This window comes from Pectobacterium aroidearum, assembly GCF_015689195.1.
Taxonomy (GTDB): domain Bacteria; phylum Pseudomonadota; class Gammaproteobacteria; order Enterobacterales; family Enterobacteriaceae; genus Pectobacterium; species Pectobacterium aroidearum.
Window position 1 is genome coordinate 523,205 of record NZ_CP065044.1, and the last position, 20,290, is coordinate 543,494.

General features: G+C 48.5%; 30 protein-coding genes and 1 rRNA gene. 25 read left to right on the forward strand and 6 right to left on the reverse strand.

The genetic code is table 11. The features are described from left to right. The first annotated feature begins 2 nt into the window (after window positions 1–2). The 18 genes from rplX (at window position 3) to I2D83_RS02390 (ending at window position 8,940) form a co-directional block, all read left to right on the forward strand. A complete protein-coding gene (gene rplX / locus I2D83_RS02305; RefSeq protein ID WP_015841924.1) occupies window positions 3–317 on the forward strand; it encodes a 50S ribosomal protein L24 in 315 nt (104 codons plus the stop codon). A gap of 14 nt (window positions 318–331) precedes the next feature. After that, entirely contained in the window at window positions 332–871 is a 540-nt protein-coding gene (rplE, locus tag I2D83_RS02310; protein WP_005970265.1) for a 50S ribosomal protein L5, read from the forward strand. A 13-nt stretch (window positions 872–884) separates the two neighbouring features. After that, window positions 885–1,190, forward strand: a complete 306-nt coding sequence (gene rpsN / locus I2D83_RS02315; RefSeq protein WP_010286114.1) for a 30S ribosomal protein S14 — start codon at window positions 885–887, stop codon at window positions 1,188–1,190. Window positions 1,191–1,223: 33 nt separating this feature from the next. Then, complete coding sequence (gene rpsH, locus I2D83_RS02320) at window positions 1,224–1,616, forward strand: 30S ribosomal protein S8 (RefSeq protein WP_005970261.1); 393 nt, start codon at window positions 1,224–1,226, stop codon at window positions 1,614–1,616. 12 nt (window positions 1,617–1,628) lie between these two features. Further along, the gene (gene rplF, locus I2D83_RS02325; RefSeq protein WP_015841923.1) at window positions 1,629–2,162 is read left to right on the forward strand and encodes a 50S ribosomal protein L6; all 534 of its coding nucleotides are present in this window, start codon (window positions 1,629–1,631) and stop codon (window positions 2,160–2,162) included. Window positions 2,163–2,171: 9 nt separating this feature from the next. Continuing rightward, complete coding sequence (gene rplR, locus I2D83_RS02330; protein ID WP_010286111.1) at window positions 2,172–2,525, forward strand: 50S ribosomal protein L18; 354 nt, start codon at window positions 2,172–2,174, stop codon at window positions 2,523–2,525. A gap of 14 nt (window positions 2,526–2,539) precedes the next feature. Next, the gene (rpsE, locus tag I2D83_RS02335) at window positions 2,540–3,040 is read left to right on the forward strand and encodes a 30S ribosomal protein S5 (protein WP_005970257.1); all 501 of its coding nucleotides are present in this window, start codon (window positions 2,540–2,542) and stop codon (window positions 3,038–3,040) included. A 5-nt stretch (window positions 3,041–3,045) separates the two neighbouring features. Beyond that, a complete protein-coding gene (gene rpmD / locus I2D83_RS02340) occupies window positions 3,046–3,225 on the forward strand; it encodes a 50S ribosomal protein L30 (protein WP_004846568.1) in 180 nt (59 codons plus the stop codon). 3 nt (window positions 3,226–3,228) lie between these two features. Beyond that, window positions 3,229–3,663: a 50S ribosomal protein L15 gene (gene rplO, locus I2D83_RS02345; protein WP_015841922.1), complete on the forward strand. Its 435-nt coding sequence runs from the start codon at window positions 3,229–3,231 to the stop codon at window positions 3,661–3,663. Between the two features lie 7 nt (window positions 3,664–3,670). Next, complete coding sequence (gene secY / locus I2D83_RS02350) at window positions 3,671–5,002, forward strand: preprotein translocase subunit SecY (protein ID WP_005970255.1); 1,332 nt, start codon at window positions 3,671–3,673, stop codon at window positions 5,000–5,002. 33 nt (window positions 5,003–5,035) lie between these two features. Beyond that, complete coding sequence (rpmJ, locus tag I2D83_RS02355) at window positions 5,036–5,152, forward strand: 50S ribosomal protein L36 (RefSeq protein ID WP_002227352.1); 117 nt, start codon at window positions 5,036–5,038, stop codon at window positions 5,150–5,152. 146 nt (window positions 5,153–5,298) lie between these two features. Beyond that, entirely contained in the window at window positions 5,299–5,655 is a 357-nt protein-coding gene (gene rpsM / locus I2D83_RS02360; protein ID WP_010286058.1) for a 30S ribosomal protein S13, read from the forward strand. Between the two features lie 16 nt (window positions 5,656–5,671). Beyond that, window positions 5,672–6,061, forward strand: a complete 390-nt coding sequence (gene rpsK, locus I2D83_RS02365) for a 30S ribosomal protein S11 (protein WP_002919257.1) — start codon at window positions 5,672–5,674, stop codon at window positions 6,059–6,061. Between the two features lie 30 nt (window positions 6,062–6,091). Beyond that, the gene (gene rpsD / locus I2D83_RS02370) at window positions 6,092–6,712 is read left to right on the forward strand and encodes a 30S ribosomal protein S4 (protein WP_010286047.1); all 621 of its coding nucleotides are present in this window, start codon (window positions 6,092–6,094) and stop codon (window positions 6,710–6,712) included. A 25-nt stretch (window positions 6,713–6,737) separates the two neighbouring features. Then, a complete protein-coding gene (locus I2D83_RS02375; RefSeq protein ID WP_005970247.1) occupies window positions 6,738–7,727 on the forward strand; it encodes a DNA-directed RNA polymerase subunit alpha in 990 nt (329 codons plus the stop codon). A 40-nt stretch (window positions 7,728–7,767) separates the two neighbouring features. Continuing rightward, on the forward strand, window positions 7,768–8,160 hold the full coding sequence (gene rplQ, locus I2D83_RS02380; RefSeq protein WP_005970246.1) for a 50S ribosomal protein L17: 393 nt from the start codon (window positions 7,768–7,770) through the stop codon (window positions 8,158–8,160). Window positions 8,161–8,250: 90 nt separating this feature from the next. Beyond that, window positions 8,251–8,610 (forward strand): DnaJ family domain-containing protein, encoded by a 360-nt coding sequence (locus tag I2D83_RS02385; protein ID WP_180779709.1) that lies wholly within the window; start codon window positions 8,251–8,253, stop codon window positions 8,608–8,610. Window positions 8,611–8,727: 117 nt separating this feature from the next. After that, window positions 8,728–8,940: an alternative ribosome-rescue factor A gene (locus I2D83_RS02390; RefSeq protein WP_015841920.1), complete on the forward strand. Its 213-nt coding sequence runs from the start codon at window positions 8,728–8,730 to the stop codon at window positions 8,938–8,940. Between the two features lie 30 nt (window positions 8,941–8,970). On the opposite strand, the gene mscL is transcribed toward I2D83_RS02390, so the two are convergent. From mscL to def, 5 genes are all read right to left on the reverse strand, one after another. Continuing rightward, complete coding sequence (mscL, locus tag I2D83_RS02395) at window positions 8,971–9,384, reverse strand: large-conductance mechanosensitive channel protein MscL (protein ID WP_015841919.1); 414 nt, start codon at window positions 9,382–9,384, stop codon at window positions 8,971–8,973. Window positions 9,385–9,473: 89 nt separating this feature from the next. Further along, complete coding sequence (gene trkA / locus I2D83_RS02400; protein WP_015841918.1) at window positions 9,474–10,850, reverse strand: Trk system potassium transporter TrkA; 1,377 nt, start codon at window positions 10,848–10,850, stop codon at window positions 9,474–9,476. 56 nt (window positions 10,851–10,906) lie between these two features. After that, window positions 10,907–12,196, reverse strand: coding sequence for a 16S rRNA (cytosine(967)-C(5))-methyltransferase RsmB (gene rsmB / locus I2D83_RS02405; RefSeq protein WP_015841917.1), 1,290 nt, complete (start codon window positions 12,194–12,196; stop codon window positions 10,907–10,909). Between the two features lie 66 nt (window positions 12,197–12,262). Further along, window positions 12,263–13,210, reverse strand: a complete 948-nt coding sequence (gene fmt, locus I2D83_RS02410) for a methionyl-tRNA formyltransferase (RefSeq protein WP_205947463.1) — start codon at window positions 13,208–13,210, stop codon at window positions 12,263–12,265. Window positions 13,211–13,233: 23 nt separating this feature from the next. Next, window positions 13,234–13,746 carry a peptide deformylase gene (gene def / locus I2D83_RS02415; RefSeq protein WP_015841915.1) on the reverse strand — a complete coding sequence of 171 codons (513 nt, stop codon included), beginning with the start codon at window positions 13,744–13,746 and terminating at the stop codon, window positions 13,234–13,236. A gap of 128 nt (window positions 13,747–13,874) precedes the next feature. Here def and dprA point away from each other — a divergent pair, with 128 nt between their 5' ends. Genes dprA through I2D83_RS02445 form a run of 6 tightly spaced genes read left to right on the forward strand, consistent with a single transcriptional unit; the run spans window position 13,875 to window position 17,682 of the window. Next, window positions 13,875–14,996 carry a DNA-protecting protein DprA gene (dprA, locus tag I2D83_RS02420; RefSeq protein ID WP_205947464.1) on the forward strand — a complete coding sequence of 374 codons (1,122 nt, stop codon included), beginning with the start codon at window positions 13,875–13,877 and terminating at the stop codon, window positions 14,994–14,996. After that, entirely contained in the window at window positions 14,968–15,441 is a 474-nt protein-coding gene (smg, locus tag I2D83_RS02425) for a DUF494 family protein Smg (RefSeq protein ID WP_015841913.1), read from the forward strand. Before dprA ends, smg begins: the two co-directional genes overlap by 29 nt. 20 nt (window positions 15,442–15,461) lie before the next feature. Next, window positions 15,462–16,019: a DNA topoisomerase family protein gene (locus I2D83_RS02430; protein WP_180779713.1), complete on the forward strand. Its 558-nt coding sequence runs from the start codon at window positions 15,462–15,464 to the stop codon at window positions 16,017–16,019. After that, window positions 16,012–16,581 carry an L-threonylcarbamoyladenylate synthase type 1 TsaC gene (gene tsaC, locus I2D83_RS02435; protein ID WP_205947465.1) on the forward strand — a complete coding sequence of 190 codons (570 nt, stop codon included), beginning with the start codon at window positions 16,012–16,014 and terminating at the stop codon, window positions 16,579–16,581. Before I2D83_RS02430 ends, tsaC begins: the two co-directional genes overlap by 8 nt. A 19-nt stretch (window positions 16,582–16,600) precedes the next feature. Continuing rightward, window positions 16,601–17,428, forward strand: a complete 828-nt coding sequence (gene aroE, locus I2D83_RS02440) for a shikimate dehydrogenase (RefSeq protein ID WP_205947466.1) — start codon at window positions 16,601–16,603, stop codon at window positions 17,426–17,428. After that, a complete protein-coding gene (locus I2D83_RS02445) occupies window positions 17,425–17,682 on the forward strand; it encodes a DUF1488 family protein (RefSeq protein ID WP_015841909.1) in 258 nt (85 codons plus the stop codon). The genes aroE and I2D83_RS02445 overlap by 4 nt, the downstream gene beginning before the upstream one ends. Here the strand turns inward: I2D83_RS02445 and I2D83_RS02450 are convergent. Further along, entirely contained in the window at window positions 17,667–18,215 is a 549-nt protein-coding gene (locus I2D83_RS02450; RefSeq protein WP_205947467.1) for a gamma carbonic anhydrase family protein, read from the reverse strand. The two genes, I2D83_RS02445 and I2D83_RS02450, sit on opposite strands and share 16 nt — an antisense overlap. Window positions 18,216–18,701: 486 nt before the next feature. Between I2D83_RS02450 and I2D83_RS02455 the strand changes: the two genes are divergently transcribed. Further along, window positions 18,702–20,243 (forward strand): 16S ribosomal RNA (locus tag I2D83_RS02455). Window positions 20,244–20,290 lie beyond the last annotated feature (47 nt).

The following is a 20,290-nucleotide window of genomic DNA, read 5'->3' on the forward strand; positions in this document are numbered from 1 at the left end:
TCATGGCAGCGAAAATCCGTCGTGATGACGAAGTTATCGTGCTAACCGGCAAAGATAAAGGTAAGCGCGGTAAAGTAAAAAATGTCCTGTCTGCTAGTAAGGTCATTGTTGAAGGTATTAATCTGGTTAAAAAACATCAGAAGCCGGTTCCGGCCCTGAACCAACCAGGTGGCATCGTTGAAAAAGAAGCTGCAATTCAAGTTTCTAACGTTGCAATCTTCAATGCGGCAACTGGTAAGGCTGACCGTGTAGGCTTTAGATTCGAAGACGGCAAAAAAGTCCGTTTCTTTAAATCTAACAGCGAAACTATCAAGTAATTTGGAGTAGTACGATGGCGAAACTGCATGATTACTACAAAGACGAAGTAGTTAAAAAACTCATGACTGAGTTTAACTACAATTCTGTCATGCAAGTCCCTCGGGTCGAGAAGATCACCCTGAATATGGGTGTTGGTGAAGCGATCGCTGACAAGAAACTGCTGGATAACGCAGCAGCTGATCTGGCAGCAATCTCCGGTCAAAAACCGTTGATCACCAAAGCACGCAAATCTGTTGCAGGCTTCAAAATCCGTCAGGGCTATCCGATCGGCTGTAAAGTGACTCTGCGTGGCGAACGCATGTGGGAGTTCCTTGAGCGTCTGATTTCCATTGCTGTACCGCGTATTCGTGACTTCCGTGGTTTGTCCGCCAAGTCATTCGATGGTCGTGGTAACTACAGCATGGGTGTGCGTGAGCAGATCATCTTCCCGGAAATCGATTACGATAAAGTCGATCGCGTTCGTGGTTTGGACATTACCATTACCACCACTGCGAAATCCGATGATGAAGGCCGTGCGCTGTTGGCCGCCTTTAACTTCCCATTCCGCAAGTAAGGTAGGGTTACTAATGGCTAAGCAATCCATGAAAGCACGCGAAGTTGTTCGTGTGAAATTGGCTGAAAAATACCGCGCTAAACGCGAGGAATTGAAAGCTATCATCTCTGGTGTGAACTCATCTGACGAAGATCGTTGGGATGCAGTTCTTAAGCTGCAGACTCTGCCGCGTGATTCCAGCCCGTCTCGTCAGCGTAATCGCTGCCGCCAAACTGGTCGTCCGCACGCTTTCCTGCGGAAGTTCGGGTTGAGCCGTATCAAGGTCCGTGAAGCCGCTATGCGCGGTGAAATTCCGGGTCTGAAAAAGGCTAGCTGGTAATTGTCACCAATTGAATCACGGGAGTAAAGACAGATGAGCATGCAAGATCCGATCGCGGATATGCTGACCCGTATCCGTAACGGTCAAGCCGCGAACAAAGTTGCGGTCACCATGCCTTCCTCCAAGCTGAAAGTGGCAATTGCCAACGTGCTGAAGGAAGAAGGTTACATTGAAGATTTCAAAATCGAAGGCGACACCAAGCCAGTTCTGGAATTAGAACTTAAATATTTCCAGGGCAAGGCAGTGGTAGAAAGCATTCAGCGAGTAAGCCGTCCAGGTCTGCGCATCTATAAAAGAAAAGATGAGCTGCCAAAAGTTATGGCCGGTTTGGGTATCGCAGTTGTTTCTACCTCTAAAGGTGTTATGACTGATCGTGCAGCTCGCCAAGCTGGTCTTGGTGGCGAGATTATCTGCTACGTAGCTTAATCGGGAGGAAAAATGTCTCGTGTTGCAAAAGCACCCGTCGTCATTCCTGCCGGCGTAGAGGTAAAACTCAACGGTCAGGATATTTCGATTAAGGGTAAAAACGGCGAGCTGAGTCGTAAGATCCACGATGCTGTTGAAGTGAAACAAGCTGACAACGCTCTGACTTTCGCTCCGCGCGAAGGTTTCGTTGACGGATGGGCCCAGGCGGGCACCACTCGCGCTCTGTTGAACGCAATGGTTATCGGTGTTACCGAAGGCTTCACCAAGAAGCTGCAACTGGTTGGTGTTGGTTACCGTGCTGCTGTTAAAGGCAATGTGGTTAACCTGTCTCTTGGGTTCTCTCACCCAGTAGATCACGCACTGCCGGCAGGTATTACTGCAGAATGCCCAAGCCAAACTGAAATCGTACTGAAAGGTGCTGATAAGCAGGTTATTGGTCAGGTCGCTGCGGAATTACGCGCCTACCGTCGTCCTGAGCCTTACAAAGGCAAGGGTGTCCGTTACGCCGACGAAGTCGTGCGTACCAAAGAGGCTAAGAAGAAGTAAGGTAACACTATGGATAAGAAAGCAGCTCGTATCCGTCGTGCGACCCGCGCACGCCGCAAGCTCCAGGAACTGGGTGCGACGCGTCTGGTGGTACATCGTACTCCACGCCATATTTATGCGCAGGTCATTGCACCGAACGGTTCTGAAGTCCTGGTAGCCGCTTCTACTGTAGAAAAAGCTATCGCTGAACAACTGAAGTCTACCGGTAATAAAGACGCAGCAAGCGCAATAGGTAAAGCTATTGCAGAGCGCGCGTTAGAAAAAGGCATCAAAGATGTCTCTTTCGACCGTTCCGGTTTCCAATATCATGGTCGAGTCCAAGCACTGGCAGATGCTGCCCGTGAAGCTGGCCTTCAGTTCTAAGGTAGAGGTGTAAGATGGCTCACATCGAGAAACAAGCTGGCGAACTGCAGGAAAAGCTGATCGCGGTAAATCGCGTATCTAAAACCGTTAAAGGTGGTCGTATTTTCAGCTTCACCGCACTGACTGTAGTGGGTGATGGCAACGGCCGCGTAGGTTTTGGTTACGGTAAAGCTCGCGAAGTTCCAGCAGCGATCCAGAAAGCGATGGAAAAAGCCCGTCGCAATATGATGAATGTCGCGCTGAACAACGGCACCCTGCAGCACCCAGTTAAAGGTGCTCACACGGGTTCTCGTGTGTTCATGCAGCCAGCTTCCGAAGGTACCGGTATTATCGCCGGTGGTGCAATGCGCGCCGTTTTGGAAGTTGCAGGGGTTCACAACGTATTGGCTAAAGCCTATGGTTCCACCAACCCGATTAACGTGGTTCGTGCAACGATTGATGGTTTGGCCAACATGAAGTCCCCGGAAATGGTCGCTGCCAAGCGTGGTAAATCCGTTGAAGAAATTCTGGGGTAATGACCGTGGCAAAGACTATTAAAATCACTCAAACCCGTAGTGCAATCGGTCGTCTGCCGAAACATAAGGCGACACTGCTTGGCCTGGGTCTGCGTCGTATTGGTCATACTGTTGAACGTGAGGATACTCCTGCGGTTCGTGGTATGGTCAACGCGGTTTCCTACATGGTTAAAGTGGAGGAGTAACAGATGCGTTTAAATACTCTGTCTCCGGCCGAAGGTGCTAAACACGCACCGAAGCGTTTAGGTCGTGGTATCGGTTCTGGCCTGGGCAAAACTGGCGGTCGTGGTCACAAAGGTCAGAAATCTCGTTCTGGCGGTGGCGTACGTCGTGGTTTTGAAGGTGGTCAGATGCCTTTATACCGTCGTCTGCCGAAATTCGGTTTTACTTCTCGTAAAGCGATGATCACGTCAGAAGTTCGTCTGTCTGATCTTGCTAAAGTAGAAGGCGACGTAGTTGACCTGAATACGCTGAAAGCCGCTAATGTTATTGGCATTCAGATTGAATTCGCGAAAGTGATTCTGTCTGGTGAAGTTGCTCGTCCGGTAACGATTCGTGGTCTGCGTGTCACTAAAGGTGCTCGTGCTGCTATCGAAGCTGCTGGCGGTAAAATTGAGGAATAAGTAGCAGATGGCCAAACAACCAGGATTAGATTTTCAGAGTGCTAAAGGCGGAGTTGGTGAACTGAAGCGCAGACTTTTGTTTGTTATCGGTGCGCTAATTGTTTTCCGTATTGGCTCTTTTATTCCGATTCCTGGTATTGATGCCACTGTGCTTGCCAAATTGCTTGAACAGCAGCGAGGCACCATCATTGAAATGTTTAACATGTTCTCTGGTGGTGCTCTCAGCCGTGCTTCTATCTTTGCTCTGGGTATTATGCCGTATATTTCGGCATCTATTATTATCCAGTTGCTGACGGTGGTTCATCCTGCGTTGGCTGAAATAAAGAAAGAAGGGGAAGCTGGCCGTCGTAAGATCAGCCAGTATACCCGCTACGGTACCTTGGTATTGGCTATATTCCAGTCGATCGGTATTGCTACTGGTCTGCCGAATATGCCTGGAATGCAAGACTTGGTAATAAATCCAGGTTTTGCTTTCTACTTTACCGCTGTTGTGAGTCTGGTCACTGGGACAATGTTTCTGATGTGGCTGGGAGAACAGATTACGGAACGTGGTATCGGTAACGGTATCTCAATCATAATCTTTGCTGGTATTGTTGCGGGTCTACCGCCGGCCATTGGCCATACCATCGAGCAAGCTCGGCAAGGCGACCTGCACTTCCTCCTGTTGCTGTTGGTTGCAGTTTTAGTGTTTGCAGTAACCTTCTTCGTTGTTTTCATTGAGCGTGGTCAACGTCGTATCGTCGTTAATTATGCAAAACGTCAACAAGGTCGTCGTGTTTATGCAGCACAGAGTACGCATTTACCGCTGAAGGTGAATATGGCTGGGGTTATTCCCGCGATCTTCGCTTCCAGTATTATTCTGTTCCCTGCCACGATTGCATCTTGGTTTGGGGGCGGTACCGGTTGGAACTGGCTGACAACTATTTCGCTGTATTTGCAGCCCGGACAACCGCTTTATGTGTTACTCTATGCGTCTGCAATCATCTTCTTCTGTTTCTTCTACACTGCGTTGGTTTTCAACCCGCGTGAAACAGCAGATAACCTGAAGAAGTCCGGTGCATTCGTGCCAGGAATTCGTCCGGGAGAGCAAACGGCGAAATATATCGATAAAGTGATGACTCGCCTAACTCTGATTGGTGCGATGTATATTACTTTTATCTGCCTGATCCCGGAGTTTATGCGTGACGCAATGAAAGTACCTTTCTATTTCGGGGGTACATCTTTATTGATCGTTGTTGTCGTCATCATGGACTTTATGGCTCAAGTGCAAACTCTGATGATGTCGAGTCAATATGAGTCTGCATTGAAGAAAGCAAACCTGAAAGGCTATAACCGTTAATTAGGTGAGCTTGAGAAGTTACGGAGAGTAAAAATGAAAGTTCGTGCTTCCGTCAAGAAATTATGTCGTAACTGTAAGATTGTTAAGCGTAACGGTGTCGTTCGTGTGATCTGCAGTGCCGAACCGAAGCATAAACAGCGTCAAGGCTGATTATCTCGCATATTTTTCTTGCAAAGTTGGATTGAGCTGGCTAGATTAGCCAGCCAATCTTTTGTATGTAACTGCAACATTATTTGAGTATCCTGAAAACGGGCTTTTCAGAATGGTGTTGCTGTATAAAATTGTAGGAGTGCATAGTGGCCCGTATAGCAGGCATTAACATTCCTGATCATAAACATACCGTTATTGCGTTAACGTCGATTTTCGGTATCGGTAAAACCCGTTCGCAGGCTATTTGTGCTGCAACAGGAATTGCCGAAGATGTTAAGATCAGTGAGCTGTCTGAAGAGCAAATCGATAAGCTGCGTGACGAAGTTGCCAAGTTTGTTGTAGAAGGTGATCTGCGTCGTGAAGTTACCCTGAGCATCAAGCGTCTTATGGACCTTGGTACTTATCGTGGTTTGCGTCATCGTCGTGGTCTGCCGGTTCGCGGTCAGCGTACCAAGACTAACGCCCGTACCCGTAAGGGTCCGCGCAAACCGATCAAGAAATAATCGGGGTGATTGAATAATGGCAAAGGCACCTATTCGTGCACGTAAGCGTGTAAGAAAGCAAGTCTCTGACGGTGTGGCTCATATCCATGCTTCTTTCAACAACACCATCGTAACCATTACTGATCGTCAGGGTAATGCGCTGGGTTGGGCAACTGCCGGTGGTTCCGGCTTCCGTGGTTCTCGTAAATCTACGCCGTTCGCTGCTCAGGTAGCTGCAGAACGTTGCGCAGAGGCCGTGAAAGAGTACGGTATTAAGAACCTGGAAGTTATGGTTAAAGGACCTGGTCCGGGCCGTGAGTCTACTATCCGCGCATTGAACGCGGCTGGTTTCCGCATCACTAATATTACTGATGTGACTCCGATCCCTCATAACGGTTGTCGTCCGCCGAAAAAGCGCCGCGTATAACGCCGCTTTTAGGATTGTTGGAGAAAGAAAATGGCAAGATATTTGGGTCCTAAGCTCAAGCTGAGCCGTCGTGAAGGCACCGACCTGTTCCTGAAGTCTGGTGTTCGTGCGATCGATTCCAAGTGTAAAATTGAACAAGCTCCTGGCCAGCACGGTGCGCGTAAACCGCGTCTGTCTGACTATGGTGTACAGTTGCGTGAAAAGCAAAAAGTTCGCCGTATCTACGGTGTTCTGGAGCGTCAGTTCCGTAACTATTATAAAGAAGCTGCACGTCTGAAAGGCAACACAGGTGCAAACCTGCTGCAACTGCTGGAAGGTCGTCTGGATAACGTTGTTTATCGTATGGGTTTTGGTGCCACTCGTGCTGAAGCACGTCAGATGGTAAGCCATAAAGCTATCATGGTAAACGGTCGCGTTGTTAGCATCGCTTCTTATCAGGTATCCCCGAATGACGTAGTCAGCATCCGTGAGAAAGCGAAAAAGCAATCTCGCGTGAAAGCCGCTCTGGAGCTGGCTGAACAGCGTGAAAAGCCAACTTGGCTGGAAGTTGATGCTGCCAAGATGGAAGGTGTGTTCAAACGTATTCCTGAACGTACCGATCTGTCTGCGGACATTAATGAACACCTGATCGTCGAGCTTTACTCCAAGTAAAGCTTAGTACCAAAGAGAGGACACAATGCAGGGTTCTGTGACAGAGTTTCTAAAACCGCGCCTGGTTGATATCGAGCAAGTGAGTTCGACGCACGCCAAGGTGACCCTTGAGCCATTAGAGCGCGGCTTCGGCCATACTCTTGGCAACGCACTGCGCCGTATTCTGCTTTCATCCATGCCAGGTTGCGCGGTGACCGAGGTTGAGATTGATGGTGTACTGCATGAGTACAGCACCAAAGAAGGCGTACAGGAAGATATCCTGGAAATCCTGCTCAACCTGAAAGGGCTGGCGGTGAGAGTTCAAGGCAAAGATGAAGTTATTCTTACCCTGAATAAATCTGGCATTGGCCCTGTGACTGCAGCCGACATCATCCATGATGGTGATGTCGAAATCGTCAAGCCGCAGCACTTAATTTGCCATCTGACCGATGAAAACGCATCTATTAGCATGCGCATCAAAGTTCAACGTGGTCGTGGTTATGTGCCGGCATCTGCCCGTATTCATACGGAAGAAGATGAGCGCCCGATTGGTCGTCTGTTAGTTGATGCTTGCTACAGCCCTGTAGAGCGTATTGCCTACAATGTTGAAGCGGCTCGTGTAGAACAGCGTACTGACTTGGACAAGCTAGTCATCGAAATGGAAACCAATGGCACGATCGATCCTGAAGAGGCGATCCGCCGTGCGGCTACCATTCTGGCTGAACAACTTGAAGCTTTTGTTGACTTACGTGATGTTCGTCAGCCAGAAGTTAAAGAAGAGAAACCAGAATTCGATCCGATTCTGCTGCGCCCTGTTGACGATCTGGAATTGACTGTCCGCTCTGCTAACTGCCTTAAGGCAGAAGCTATCCACTACATCGGTGATCTGGTACAGCGTACCGAGGTTGAGCTGCTCAAAACGCCTAACCTGGGTAAAAAATCTCTTACTGAGATTAAAGACGTACTGGCTTCCCGTGGTTTGTCTCTGGGCATGCGCCTGGAAAACTGGCCACCGGCAAGCATTGCTGATGAGTAACCAGATCACAGGTTAAGGTTTTACTGAGAAGGATAAGGTCATGCGCCATCGTAAGAGTGGTCGTCAACTGAACCGTAACAGCAGCCATCGTCAGGCTATGTTCCGTAACATGGCTAGTTCTTTGGTTCGTCATGAAATCATCAAGACGACCCTGCCGAAAGCGAAAGAGCTGCGTCGCGTTGTTGAACCGCTGATTACTCTTGCCAAGACCGACAGCGTTGCTAATCGTCGTCTGGCATTCGCCCGTACTCGTGATAACGAGATCGTGGCAAAACTGTTTAATGAACTGGGCCCGCGTTTTGCGAGCCGTGCCGGTGGTTACACTCGTATTCTGAAGTGTGGCTTCCGTGCTGGTGACAATGCGCCGATGGCATACATCGAGCTCGTTGATCGCTCAGTCTCTCAGACAGAAGAAGTTGCTACTGCAGAGTAATCTGTAAGAGCATAAAAAAACCGGGGAAACCCGGTTTTTTTACATCTGAAATAAACTAAGCTCTATTAATGAAGCGGGTAAGAGATTGCCATGTGGTTGATTGATGAGTTAGTTGAAAAACATATCCGTAAGGCTCAGGAAGACGGCGTTTTTGACAATCTTTCAGGAACCGGTAGCCCTTTAATTCTTGATGACGATAGCGGTGTACCGCAGGAGCTAAGAACCGCCTATCGGTTACTCAAGAATGCTGGTTATTTGCCTGTAGAACTTCAAGAAAGGAAAGATGCTTTACAACTGACCGACTTTCTTAAAACAGTATCCCGTGACTCGTCTGAATATGAGGACATTTCTCGGCGCTTGCGTATGCTGGAAGTTAGCTTGCAGCAGAAAGGTGTTAATACTGATTTTCTACATCAGGAATACAAGATACAGCTCAATAAAAAGTTCTAATTGCCATATGAATTCGTTGTATTACTATTCTCATCTTTCCATTTCGGCTATATACTCCGCCTGATTTATTTATACATACATATACTGTCCATTAGCCAAACTTTCTTAGGAGTGATGATGACCACATATCGTCATAAACGTGGAAAAATCCAGGACAATGCCATTGAGGCATTGCTACATGACCCACTGTTTCGCCAGCGTATTGAAGTGAATGAAAAAGGGAAAGGAAGTTATCGTAGAAAAGACAAACATGTGAAGAAAGGTAGTTGGGAGGCCAGTGGTAAGCAATCAAATGATTATTTACCCCTGGCCTTTCTGCTTTTTGTATAACGACGTCAAAGATTAATAGAAACTCAGTTCTTACTGTTTAGGCTGTTGTTCTTTCAGCAAATCTCGAATCTCAGCTAGCAGCTTCTCTTCAGCACTAGGTTTAGGCGGTGCGGCAGGCTCATCTTCCTGTTTGCGACGCAGCTTGTTCATGAGCTTAATTGCCATAAAGATCGCGAAAGCAACGATGACAAAGTCGAAAATATTTTGAATGAAAGCGCCATAGTTCATGACAACGGCGGGAACTTCGCCTTGGGCATCACGAAGAATAAGGCTGAATTGTTTAAAATCGACCCCGCCAATCAAAAGCCCAAGCGGCGGCATAATAATATCTGATACCAGTGAAGAGACAATTTTGCCGAAAGCAGCACCAATAATGACACCCACCGCTAAATCGACAACATTGCCACGCATGGCAAACTCTCTAAATTCTTTGATGATGCTCATATCCGTTCTCCTTGCCAAAATATAAATTAATTCTAACCAATCGCCGTATCTTTGCCAGATTATCGGTTCGTGATAAATCTATTCCTACATTACAAAAAGAAGGGGCTGGGTTGAAATAGTCGTTCAACATCAGGCACAAATTTTTTGTCAGCTAAGAACATGATGACATGATCGCCTTGCTCGATTTTGCTATTTGCATTGGCAATGATGACGTCATCACCGCGCACGATTGCGCCGATAGTGGTACCGGGTGGAAGCTTAATATCTTCGATCATTCTTCCGACAACTTTCGATGTGCCCTCGTCACCGTGGGCGATAGCCTCGATTGCTTCGGCTACACCGCGGCGCAAAGAGGATACGCTGACGATATCTGCCTTGCGGACGTGGCTGAGCAGGGCAGAAATTGTTGCCTGCTGTGGGGAGATAGCGACATCAATGACACTACCCTGGACCAGATCGACATAAGCCCTGCGTTGGATGAGCACCATCACTTTTTTCGCGCCCATACGTTTGGCGAGCATTGCTGACATAATATTCGCTTCGTCATCATTGGTAATGGCGATGAATACATCAATCTGCTCAATATGTTCTTCAGCAAGGAGCTCCTGGTCTGAAGCATCACCGTGAAATACCACTGTATTTTGCAGAAGCTCAGCCAGTTCTGCTGCACGATCTGCATTTCGCTCTATCAGTTTGATGCTGTAGTCTTTTTCTAACCGCTGGGCTAACCCGGCGCCGACGTTACCTCCGCCAACGATCATGATCCTTTTATATGGTTTTTCAAGGCGCTGTAATTCGCTCATCACTGCGCGAATATGTTGGGAAGCCGCGACAAAAAACACTTCGTCACCAGCTTCGATGATAGTGGAACCTTGTGGGCGAATCGGACGATCATGACGAAAAATAGCCGCAACGCGGGTCTCTACATGAGGAATGTGTTCACGAAGAGAGGTAAGAGCGTTACCAACTAATGGGCCGCCATAATAGGCATTAACCGCAGCAAGGCTCACTTTGCCTTCAGCGAAGTTGACGACCTGAAGTGCTCCAGGATATTCGATCAGTTTGTAGATGTTATCGATTACCAATTGCTCTGGGGAGATCAGGTGGTCGATGGGAACCGCTTCTGGTAAAAACAGCTGTTCTGATTCACGGATGTATTCGGCAGCACGAATGCGCGCAATCCGGTTTGGGGTTTTGAAAAGAGAATAAGCGATCTGGCAGGCGACCATATTCGTTTCATCTGAATTGGTAACGGCGACCAGCATATCAGCATCTTCCGCTCCCGCTTCACGCAGTACTCGCGGGTGAGAGGCATAGCCCGTAACGACGCGTAGATCAAACTTATCCTGAAGCTGGCGTAACCGGTTTGCATCAGTATCAACGACAGTGATGTCATTGTTTTCACCAGCTAGATTTTCAGCCAGTGTTCCACCGACCTGACCCGCGCCAAGGATGATAATTTTCATAATAAGCCATGCCGTTTATTGATTGCTGCCTGTTGCAGACAATACTGGGTTCAATATCAGTTTTTTACCAGCTTCGCATAAAAGAAACCATCGCCACCATCAGCATGAGGCAGCATCTGTATGCCTGGCAGTTCGCGTGTTCCTGTATCAACCAGTGTTGCATCGGCATGGCGAGTCAGGAAATCCGTAACTTGTTGAGCGTTTTCTTGTGGCAGAATGGAGCAAGTCGCGTAGACCATCGTTCCGCCTACTTTGAGATGTGGCCAGATGGCGTCAAAAATCTCTTTTTGCAGAGCAACCAGTTCCTCGATATCTCTGTCCCGGCGTAACCATTTAATATCTGGATGGCGACGAATCACGCCTGTGGCGGAACAAGGGGCATCCAACAGAATACGGTCAAACATACGCCCTTCACACCATGAATCGGGGTAACGTCCATCACCCTGTTTCACTTCTGCATGCATTTGTAATCGAAGTAAATTTTCTTTTACTCGACCTAAACGGGTTTCATCAATATCGACAGCGAGTACGTGAGATTGTGGCGCAGCTTCTAAAATATGCGTCGTTTTTCCTCCAGGTGCAGCGCAGAGGTCGAGGATCTGCTCGCCATCTTGTGGATCGAGCCAATAGACGCAGCCTTGGGCAGAAGCATCTTGCACCGTTGCCCACCCTTGTGAAAATCCCGGTAATTGATCGACTGCGCAAGGAGAAGCAAGCCGTATCGCATCAGTGAATTCAGTGTGAGGGAATGCTTCAATTCCCTCTTGTGCCAGTAAATTTAAGTACGCTTCCCGCGTATGGTGTAACCGATTTACGCGTAACCACATCGGAGGACGTTGATTATTTGCCTCAACGATAGTTTGCCAGTGATTTGGATAGGCGTGCTCAATACGCGCTAGTAGCCAGCTTGGATGCAGGTAGTGAGATGAGTGATTTGCTTCACGCTGAATGAGTTCTTCCTGCTGGCGCTGGAATTGACGCAATACGCCATTAATCAGCCCCTTGAGCTGTGGCCGTTTTAGTGCGACTGCACCTTCTACCGTTTCTGCCAGAGCCGCATGTGGTGGGATTCTCGTATAGTGCAATTGGTAAATGCCGACCATGATGAGGTAATGCAGCGTGCGTTGTTTGCCCGTCAGGGGTTTTGCCATCAGTTGCTGAATACACCACTCCAACTGAGGTAAAACGCGCAATACGCCAAAGCAAAGCTCTTGTAAAAGTGCGCGATCTTTCTCGGAGACTTCACGCTGATGAACAGGTAATAAGGCACTGAGTGACTGTCCCTGATCCAGAACCTGTCCCACCACTTTTGCGGCAATACTGCGTAGATTGTATGAGCTTTTCATGTGTTAGCGATGACGTATACGTAAAAAGAGAGGATATACCGGCATGACGCTGGTATGAAAAATAGATTAGTCCAGTGTATTACCGGGAACGAACCACTCACGACGTGAGTTAAGCAGATCCTGCGCACTCATCACTTTTTTGCCTGCCGGCTGCAATTCCTGAATATTCAAGATACCAGCGGCTGTTGCCACCTGAATACCCTGTTTATCTGCCTGAAGGATGGTGCCGGGCAATGTACTATGTGCTGTAGTAATGACCTCGGCTTTCCAGACTTTCACCGGTTGTTCATCTACCGTGAAATAGCTGACAGGCCAAGGATTAAAAGCACGAATACAACGCTCAAGTTGCTCGGCAGATAACTGCCAGTTTAGACGAGCTTCTTCTTTGCTGAGCTTTTCTGCGTAGGTGGCAAGGGCGTCATTTTGTGCTTCAGCGACAGCGCTGCCGTCAGCAAGTAATTCCAGCGTTTCTAATAAGCCACGTGGCCCCAGTTCAGCAAGTTTATCGTACAACGTGGCGCTAGTATCCTGCGGCAGAATAGGGCACGAAATTTTGTGCAACATTGCGCCAGTATCGAGTCCAACGTCCATTTGCATGATCGTCACGCCCGTTTCGCTGTCTCCAGCCCACAATGCACGCTGGATGGGAGCTGCTCCACGCCAGAGAGGCAATAGGGAACCGTGGACATTAATGCAGCCAAGGCGAGGCATCGATAATACGGGCTGCGGCAGAATTAAGCCGTAGGCGACAACGACCATAACATCGGCATCTAACGCCTGAACCATCGCCTGATTTTCTGCTGGTCGCAGAGATTTAGGCTGAAAAACGGGAATGTTATGTTGCTCTGCCAGTACTTTCACCGGACTGGGGGTGAGCTTGTTGCCCCTGCCAGATGGGCGATCGGGCTGAGTGAAAACGCCAACGACCTCATGTCCTGATGATAAAAGCGCGTCAAGGTGACGCGCTGCAAAGTCAGGGGTGCCGGCAAAGATTATGCGTAAAGAATCAGACACGGTGCTTCCTGTCAGAATGAAAATTAGCGGGCTCGGCTATTCTGCTTAGCCAGTTTTTCCAGTTTTTGACGAATGCGCTGGCGTTTAAGCGGGGAAAGGTAATCGATAAACAGTTTCCCAACCAGATGATCCATTTCATGCTGGATACAAATGGCCAATAGCTCGCTTGCTTCAAGTTCAAACGTCTTACCTTCACGATCCAATGCACGCACTTTTACATGCTCTGCACGAGGAACCAGCGCGCGCGTTTCGGGGATCGACAGGCAACCCTCTTCGATACCAGTATCGCCGCTCTTTTCAATCAGTTCGGGATTGATTAGCACCAGCCGTTGGTCTCGTTCTTCAGAGACGTCAATAACAATGATACGTTGATGGATATCCACCTGTGTCGCGGCCAGTCCAATACCTTCTTCTTCGTACATGGTATCGAACATATCATCCACGATACGTTGAATATCTGCATTGACTTCTTTTACGGGCTGCGCGGTAATGCGGAGCCGCTCGTCTGGGAAATGTAATACCTGCAAAACTGCCATATATGTTTAGATCTGTATCTGAATAGTGAGAGAGTCTTAGCGCTCATTCTAGACATTTCCTGCCCCGATTGACAGCATCAGAACTGAATTGCACCACTTATCTGAACATAGCGGAATAAGGGACGCTGATGCTATCAACGGAAATTTGGCTACGTATGACGGGCGTAAAGCACCTGAGCGCCAGACGTGCTCAGGCTATTGTCAGCAAGCTTATTGATTTAAATATGTTCGATAATGAGAGTCTGAGCACATTAGGTTTGTCTGATGCTCAAATTACACAATTCTATTCTTATGAACATAAGGTCCTGGAAGAAACACTCAATTGGTTGTCTTATCCCAATCATCATCTCGTGACGTGTGAAGATGCCCTGTATCCCTTTCTGTTGAGCAATATTCGTGATTTTCCACTGTTGCTTTTTGTGTCTGGTTCTCCTGAGCTATTGGCATCGCCGCAAATATCGATTATTGGCAGCCGAAGTAGCAGTGCTTACGGCGAACGCTGGGGAGGTTTTTTTGCTCAAGAACTTGCCGCAAACGAACTCACAGTGACAAGTGGGTTAGCGATTGGCATTGATGGTATTGCTCATCGCGCTGCTTTGGATATGGGAGGGAGAACCATTGCTGTGTTGGGAAGTGGACTGGAGAATATTTATCCTAAGCGGCACGCTAAGCTTGCCGAACGTATTTGTGGCGATGGCGGCGCGCTGGTCTCCGAATTTCCCCTTGCAATGCCGCCTTTCCCAACCAACTTCCCCAGAAGAAATCGCATTATCAGCGGGCTAGGGCTGGGCGTTCTGGTCATTGAGGCGTCTATACGTAGCGGGTCTCTGGTCACGGCGCGTTATGCTTTAGAGCAAGGACGGGAGGTTTTCGCTCTGCCTGGACCAATCGGTAATCCGATGACCGAGGGGACGCACTGGTTGATCCAGCAAGGAGCCAGTCTGGTGACACATCCGAAGGATATTCTTGAGCAATTGGTGAGTGAGCTACAGTGGCTGCCAATGGAAAGCGGGCAAACTATTTCTAACGAAGAAGAGGATGGCGAATTGCCATTTGCCGACGTGTTGGCTAACGTAGGAGATGAGGTTACACCTGTTGACGTTGTCGCTGAACGTGCCGGCCAACCTGTGCCAGAGATAGTCACTAAGCTATTAGAGCTGGAGTTAGCAGGATGGATCGCAGCAGTACCCGGCGGCTATGTCCGATTAAGGAGGGCAGGCCATGTTCGACGTACTCATGTACTTGTTTGAGAGCTACATCCACAATGAAACTGAAATGCGTGTCGATCAGGATACGTTAACTGATGACCTCACCCGCGCTGGATTTGATCGTAACGATATCTATAGCGCGTTGAGTTGGCTGGAAAAATTAGCCGATATTCAGGAAGGGCAGACTGCACCGCTTTATTTGGCGAACGATCCTCTGGCTATGCGGATCTACACGCAGGATGAAACGTTGCGTCTTGATGCGGAATGTCGTGGCTTTTTATTGTTCCTTGAGCAAATTCAGGTTCTGAATCTTGAAACGCGCGAGATGGTTATCGAACGCGTCATGGCATTGGAAACGCAGGAATTTGATCTGGAAGATCTTAAGTGGGTCATTCTCATGGTGCTTTTCAATGTGCCTGGCTGTGAGAATGCCTATCAGCAAATGGAAGAATTACTCTTTGAGGTCAATGACGGTTATGTGCAATAGCCAGAGGGATAACATTTCGAATGGCTAAGTCCGTACTGTTTGCTGAAAAAAAACAGGAAATATGCCCAGACTGTGGGTCAGTGCTGGTTATCCGTTCTGGCCGGCACGGCCCATTCTTAGGCTGTTCTGCGTATCCAGAATGCGAATTTATTCGCCCACTGAAAGCGCAGGCTGATGGACATATCGTCAAAGTGTTGGATGGGCAACAGTGCCCGCTTTGTCAGTCGACGTTGGTACTAAGGCAAGGCCGTTATGGGATGTTCATCGGCTGTGGCAATTACCCTGAATGCCATCATACTGAGACTATCGATCGCCCTGATGACACGGCGATTCGATGCCCACAGTGTAATGAAGGCACGTTGTTACAGCGTAAGTCTCGCTACGGTAAGGTATTTCATTCTTGCGATCGCTATCCCGATTGCCAGTTTACGTTAAACCATAAGCCGATAGCGGGTGAATGCCCTTCTTGCCATTACGCCTTATTGTTTGAGAAAAAAACGGCACAAGGCATCAAGCTATTTTGTGCCAGTAAATTATGTGGAAAGCCGGTAGCGGCAGAAGTTGATAAGAATGAGTGATGTCTCTGATGAACTAATGATTCCTGTTTTACGGGAATTACACAATGAACAGGTTATTGCGTACCCGACTGAGGCAGTATTCGGGTTAGGCTGCGATCCTGATAGTGAAGTGGCGGTTAATCGTCTGCTAGCGTTAAAACAGCGCTCCTGGCAAAAAGGGTTGATCCTGATTGCAGCAGATTTTAGCCAACTGGCTCCTTATATTGATGACAGCGTGTTATCCGATGAGCAGAAGGCGATAATGTTTTCCACATGGCCTGGTCCGGTTACTTGGGTATTACCTGCAAAACGTACGACTCCACAATGGTTAACGGGGCAATTTTCTTCTCTTGCTGTGCGCGTTAGCGACCATCCGTTAGTTAAAGAACTGTGCCAGCGTTACGGTAAACCGTTGGTGTCGACCAGCGCCAATTTAAGTGGTCAACCTCCTTGCCGTACGGCTCAGGAAGTTTCTCAACAATTTGGTGATGATTTTTCTGTGCTAGTTGGGGATGTTGGCGGAAGAATGAACCCATCCGAAATCAGGGATGTATTAACAGGCGAGCTTATTCGTCAGGGGTAATAGCAAGTTGGAGGGGAACGTGTCTGAAGTAACGTCTTTTGCAGTTTTTGGCAATCCGATTGCGCATAGTAAATCACCTCGCATACATGAGCTATTTGCTGCACAGACGGGGATAACGTTAACGTACGAGCGCGTTTTAGCGCCTTTGGATGATTTTGAGCAAATGCTGCGTCAGTATTTTCTCAATGGTGCTGGTGGTGCGAATGTCACTGCGCCCTTTAAAGAGCGTGCCTTTGCCGAAGCTGATGAGCGTAGCGAATGCGCGGCGCTTGCAGGGGCGGTTAATACATTGAAGAGACTGAATGACGGTCGCCTGTTTGGTGATAACACAGATGGCATTGGTTTACTCAGCGATCTGCAACGCTTGGCGCTGGTGAAGCCGTCGGATCGTGTGTTGCTGGTTGGTTCTGGTGGTGCAGCACGAGGGGTTATTCAACCCTTACTGGCTTATGGCTGTACGGTTGTGCTGACGAATAGGACGTTTTCCAAGGCTGATGAATTGGTTAAGGTCTTCAGTGGTATTGGGGACATTAAAGCTGTTGCCCTAGACGATTTACATGGCCAGTCGTTCGATCTGATCATTAACGCGACATCTTCTGGGATGTACGACAGTATTCCTAACTTACCGCCAGAACTCATTTCACCGGAAACAGGCTGTTATGACATGTTCTATCTGCCACAACTGACACCTTTTTTGTCATGGTGCGTACAGCATGGTGCTATCCACTATGCAGATGGTTTGGGAATGTTGGTGGGGCAAGCGGCACATGCGTTTAAGATTTGGCATGGGGTGATGCCAGATGTAGAACCAGTAATTGCTTTGCTAAAGCAGGATCTTGCGACGTGAATCAGGCGATCCAGTTCCCAGATCGTGAAAGTTGGGATGATAAGGCCATGGCGATCCGTTGCCCTGTTTTAGTGAATGGCTTTCAGCAGGAATGCTTAGTGAGCGCAGAGCTGCTTCAGCAACGCTATGGTGGCAATAGCCCTGAACAGTGGCTGTCACTGTTCAGGGAATATCGATGGGACCTTGAAGATGAACTGGAGAAAATGATCGTTGCTGAAGAATGGGATGATGAAGGTTACTACTCGTTGTCCTGAGCGAGATATTCATCTTTCCAACGAACATAGTTGTTTGCCGAGTAAATTAATCCTTTTATTTCTTCTTGTGTCAGTGGTCTAATTTTTTTGACTGGGCTGCCGAGGTATAGATGTCCCTTTTCTAGTCGTTTTCCTGGAGGGACCAGGCTACCAGCACCAATCATGACATCATCTTCAACAATGGCGCCATCCAGAAGTATTGACCCCATTCCTACCAGAACCCGATTTCCTATTCGGCAACCGTGCAGCATCGCTTTATGACCCACCGTGACATCTTCCCCAATAATAAGCGGGTTACCTTCTGGTTTTTTCTCTGAACAGTGGGTGATATGGAGCACTGATCCATCCTGAATATTGCTTCGGGCGCCGATCGTGATGTAGTTAACATCACCGCGTATGGCGACAAGGGGCCAGATACCAACATCATCGCCTAGTGCTACTTTGCCAATCACCACGCTGGAGTGATCGACCATGACTCTTTCGCCTAAAACGGGAGAAATGCCGTTATAACGACGGAATGTTTTTGCACTCATCGACAACCTCGTAGTTATTTTCCACATACTGATATTCGCATTACAGACAAAATATCGACAGATATGAGACATCGGCAACTGAAAAGTGGTGTGGATCGAGTAAGATCTCATCGAAAGGGTCGAAAAACAGGCGAATAGAAAAAAAGATCAAGAAAGTTGTTGTGTAACGAAAACGGATCCCTATAATGCGCCTCCATCGACACGGCGCTGTGATTCACAACCGGGTCGGTAAAGAAAGAGAAAACGCTTTAAAATAAGCGTTGACTCTGAAGGTGAAAAGCGTAATATACGCCACCTCGCGAAGCGGTTAAGGCTGCAACGCACTGCTCTTTAACAATTTAATCAGACAATCTGTGTGGGCACTCACAAGACCGTATCTTAACGATATAAAAAGTCTTGAAGAGTGAACAACAGTAAATTCATTACGAATAAACAGTTTTAATTCTTTGAGCATCGCTGACGAGTTCAGCAAATCAAACAAATCTTAAATTGAAGAGTTTGATCATGGCTCAGATTGAACGCTGGCGGCAGGCCTAACACATGCAAGTCGAGCGGTAGCACAGAAGAGCTTGCTCTTCGGGTGACGAGCGGCGGACGGGTGAGTAATGTCTGGGAAACTGCCTGATGGAGGGGGATAACTACTGGAAACGGTAGCTAATACCGCATAACGTCTTCGGACCAAAGAGGGGGACCTTCGGGCCTCTTGCCATCAGATGTGCCCAGATGGGATTAGCTAGTAGGTGAGGTAATGGCTCACCTAGGCGACGATCCCTAGCTGGTCTGAGAGGATGACCAGCCACACTGGAACTGAGACACGGTCCAGACTCCTACGGGAGGCAGCAGTGGGGAATATTGCACAATGGGCGCAAGCCTGATGCAGCCATGCCGCGTGTGTGAAGAAGGCCTTCGGGTTGTAAAGCACTTTCAGCGGGGAGGAAGGCGGTGAGATTAATACTCTCACCGATTGACGTTACCCGCAGAAGAAGCACCGGCTAACTCCGTGCCAGCAGCCGCGGTAATACGGAGGGTGCAAGCGTTAATCGGAATGACTGGGCGTAAAGCGCACGCAGGCGGTTTGTTAAGTCAGATGTGAAATCCCCGAGCTTAACTTGGGAACTGCATTTGAAACTGGCAAGCTAGAGTCTTGTAGAGGGGGGTAGAATTCCAGGTGTAGCGGTGAAATGCGTAGAGATCTGGAGGAATACCGGTGGCGAAGGCGGCCCCCTGGACAAAGACTGACGCTCAGGTGCGAAAGCGTGGGGAGCAAACAGGATTAGATACCCTGGTAGTCCACGCTGTAAACGATGTCGATTTGGAGGTTGTGCCCTTGAGGCGTGGCTTCCGGAGCTAACGCGTTAAATCGACCGCCTGGGGAGTACGGCCGCAAGGTTAAAACTCAAATGAATTGACGGGGGCCCGCACAAGCGGTGGAGCATGTGGTTTAATTCGATGCAACGCGAAGAACCTTACCTACTCTTGACATCCACAGAATTCGGTAGAGATACCTTAGTGCCTTCGGGAACTGTGAGACAGGTGCTGCATGGCTGTCGTCAGCTCGTGTTGTGAAATGTTGGGTTAAGTCCCGCAACGAGCGCAACCCTTATCCTTTGTTGCCAGCGGTTCGGCCGGGAACTCAAAGGAGACTGCCAGTGATAAACTGGAGGAAGGTGGGGATGACGTCAAGTCATCATGGCCCTTACGAGTAGGGCTACACACGTGCTACAATGGCGTATACAAAGAGAAGCGACCTCGCGAGAGCAAGCGGACCTCATAAAGTACGTCGTAGTCCGGATTGGAGTCTGCAACTCGACTCCATGAAGTCGGAATCGCTAGTAATCGTAGATCAGAATGCTACGGTGAATACGTTCCCGGGCCTTGTACACACCGCCCGTCACACCATGGGAGTGGGTTGCAAAAGAAGTAGGTAGCTTAACCTTCGGGAGGGCGCTTACCACTTTGTGATTCATGACTGGGGTGAAGTCGTAACAAGGTAACCGTAGGGGAACCTGCGGTTGGATCACCTCCTTACCAAGAAGATGTGCGTTGAGTGAAGTGCTCACACAGATTGTCTGATG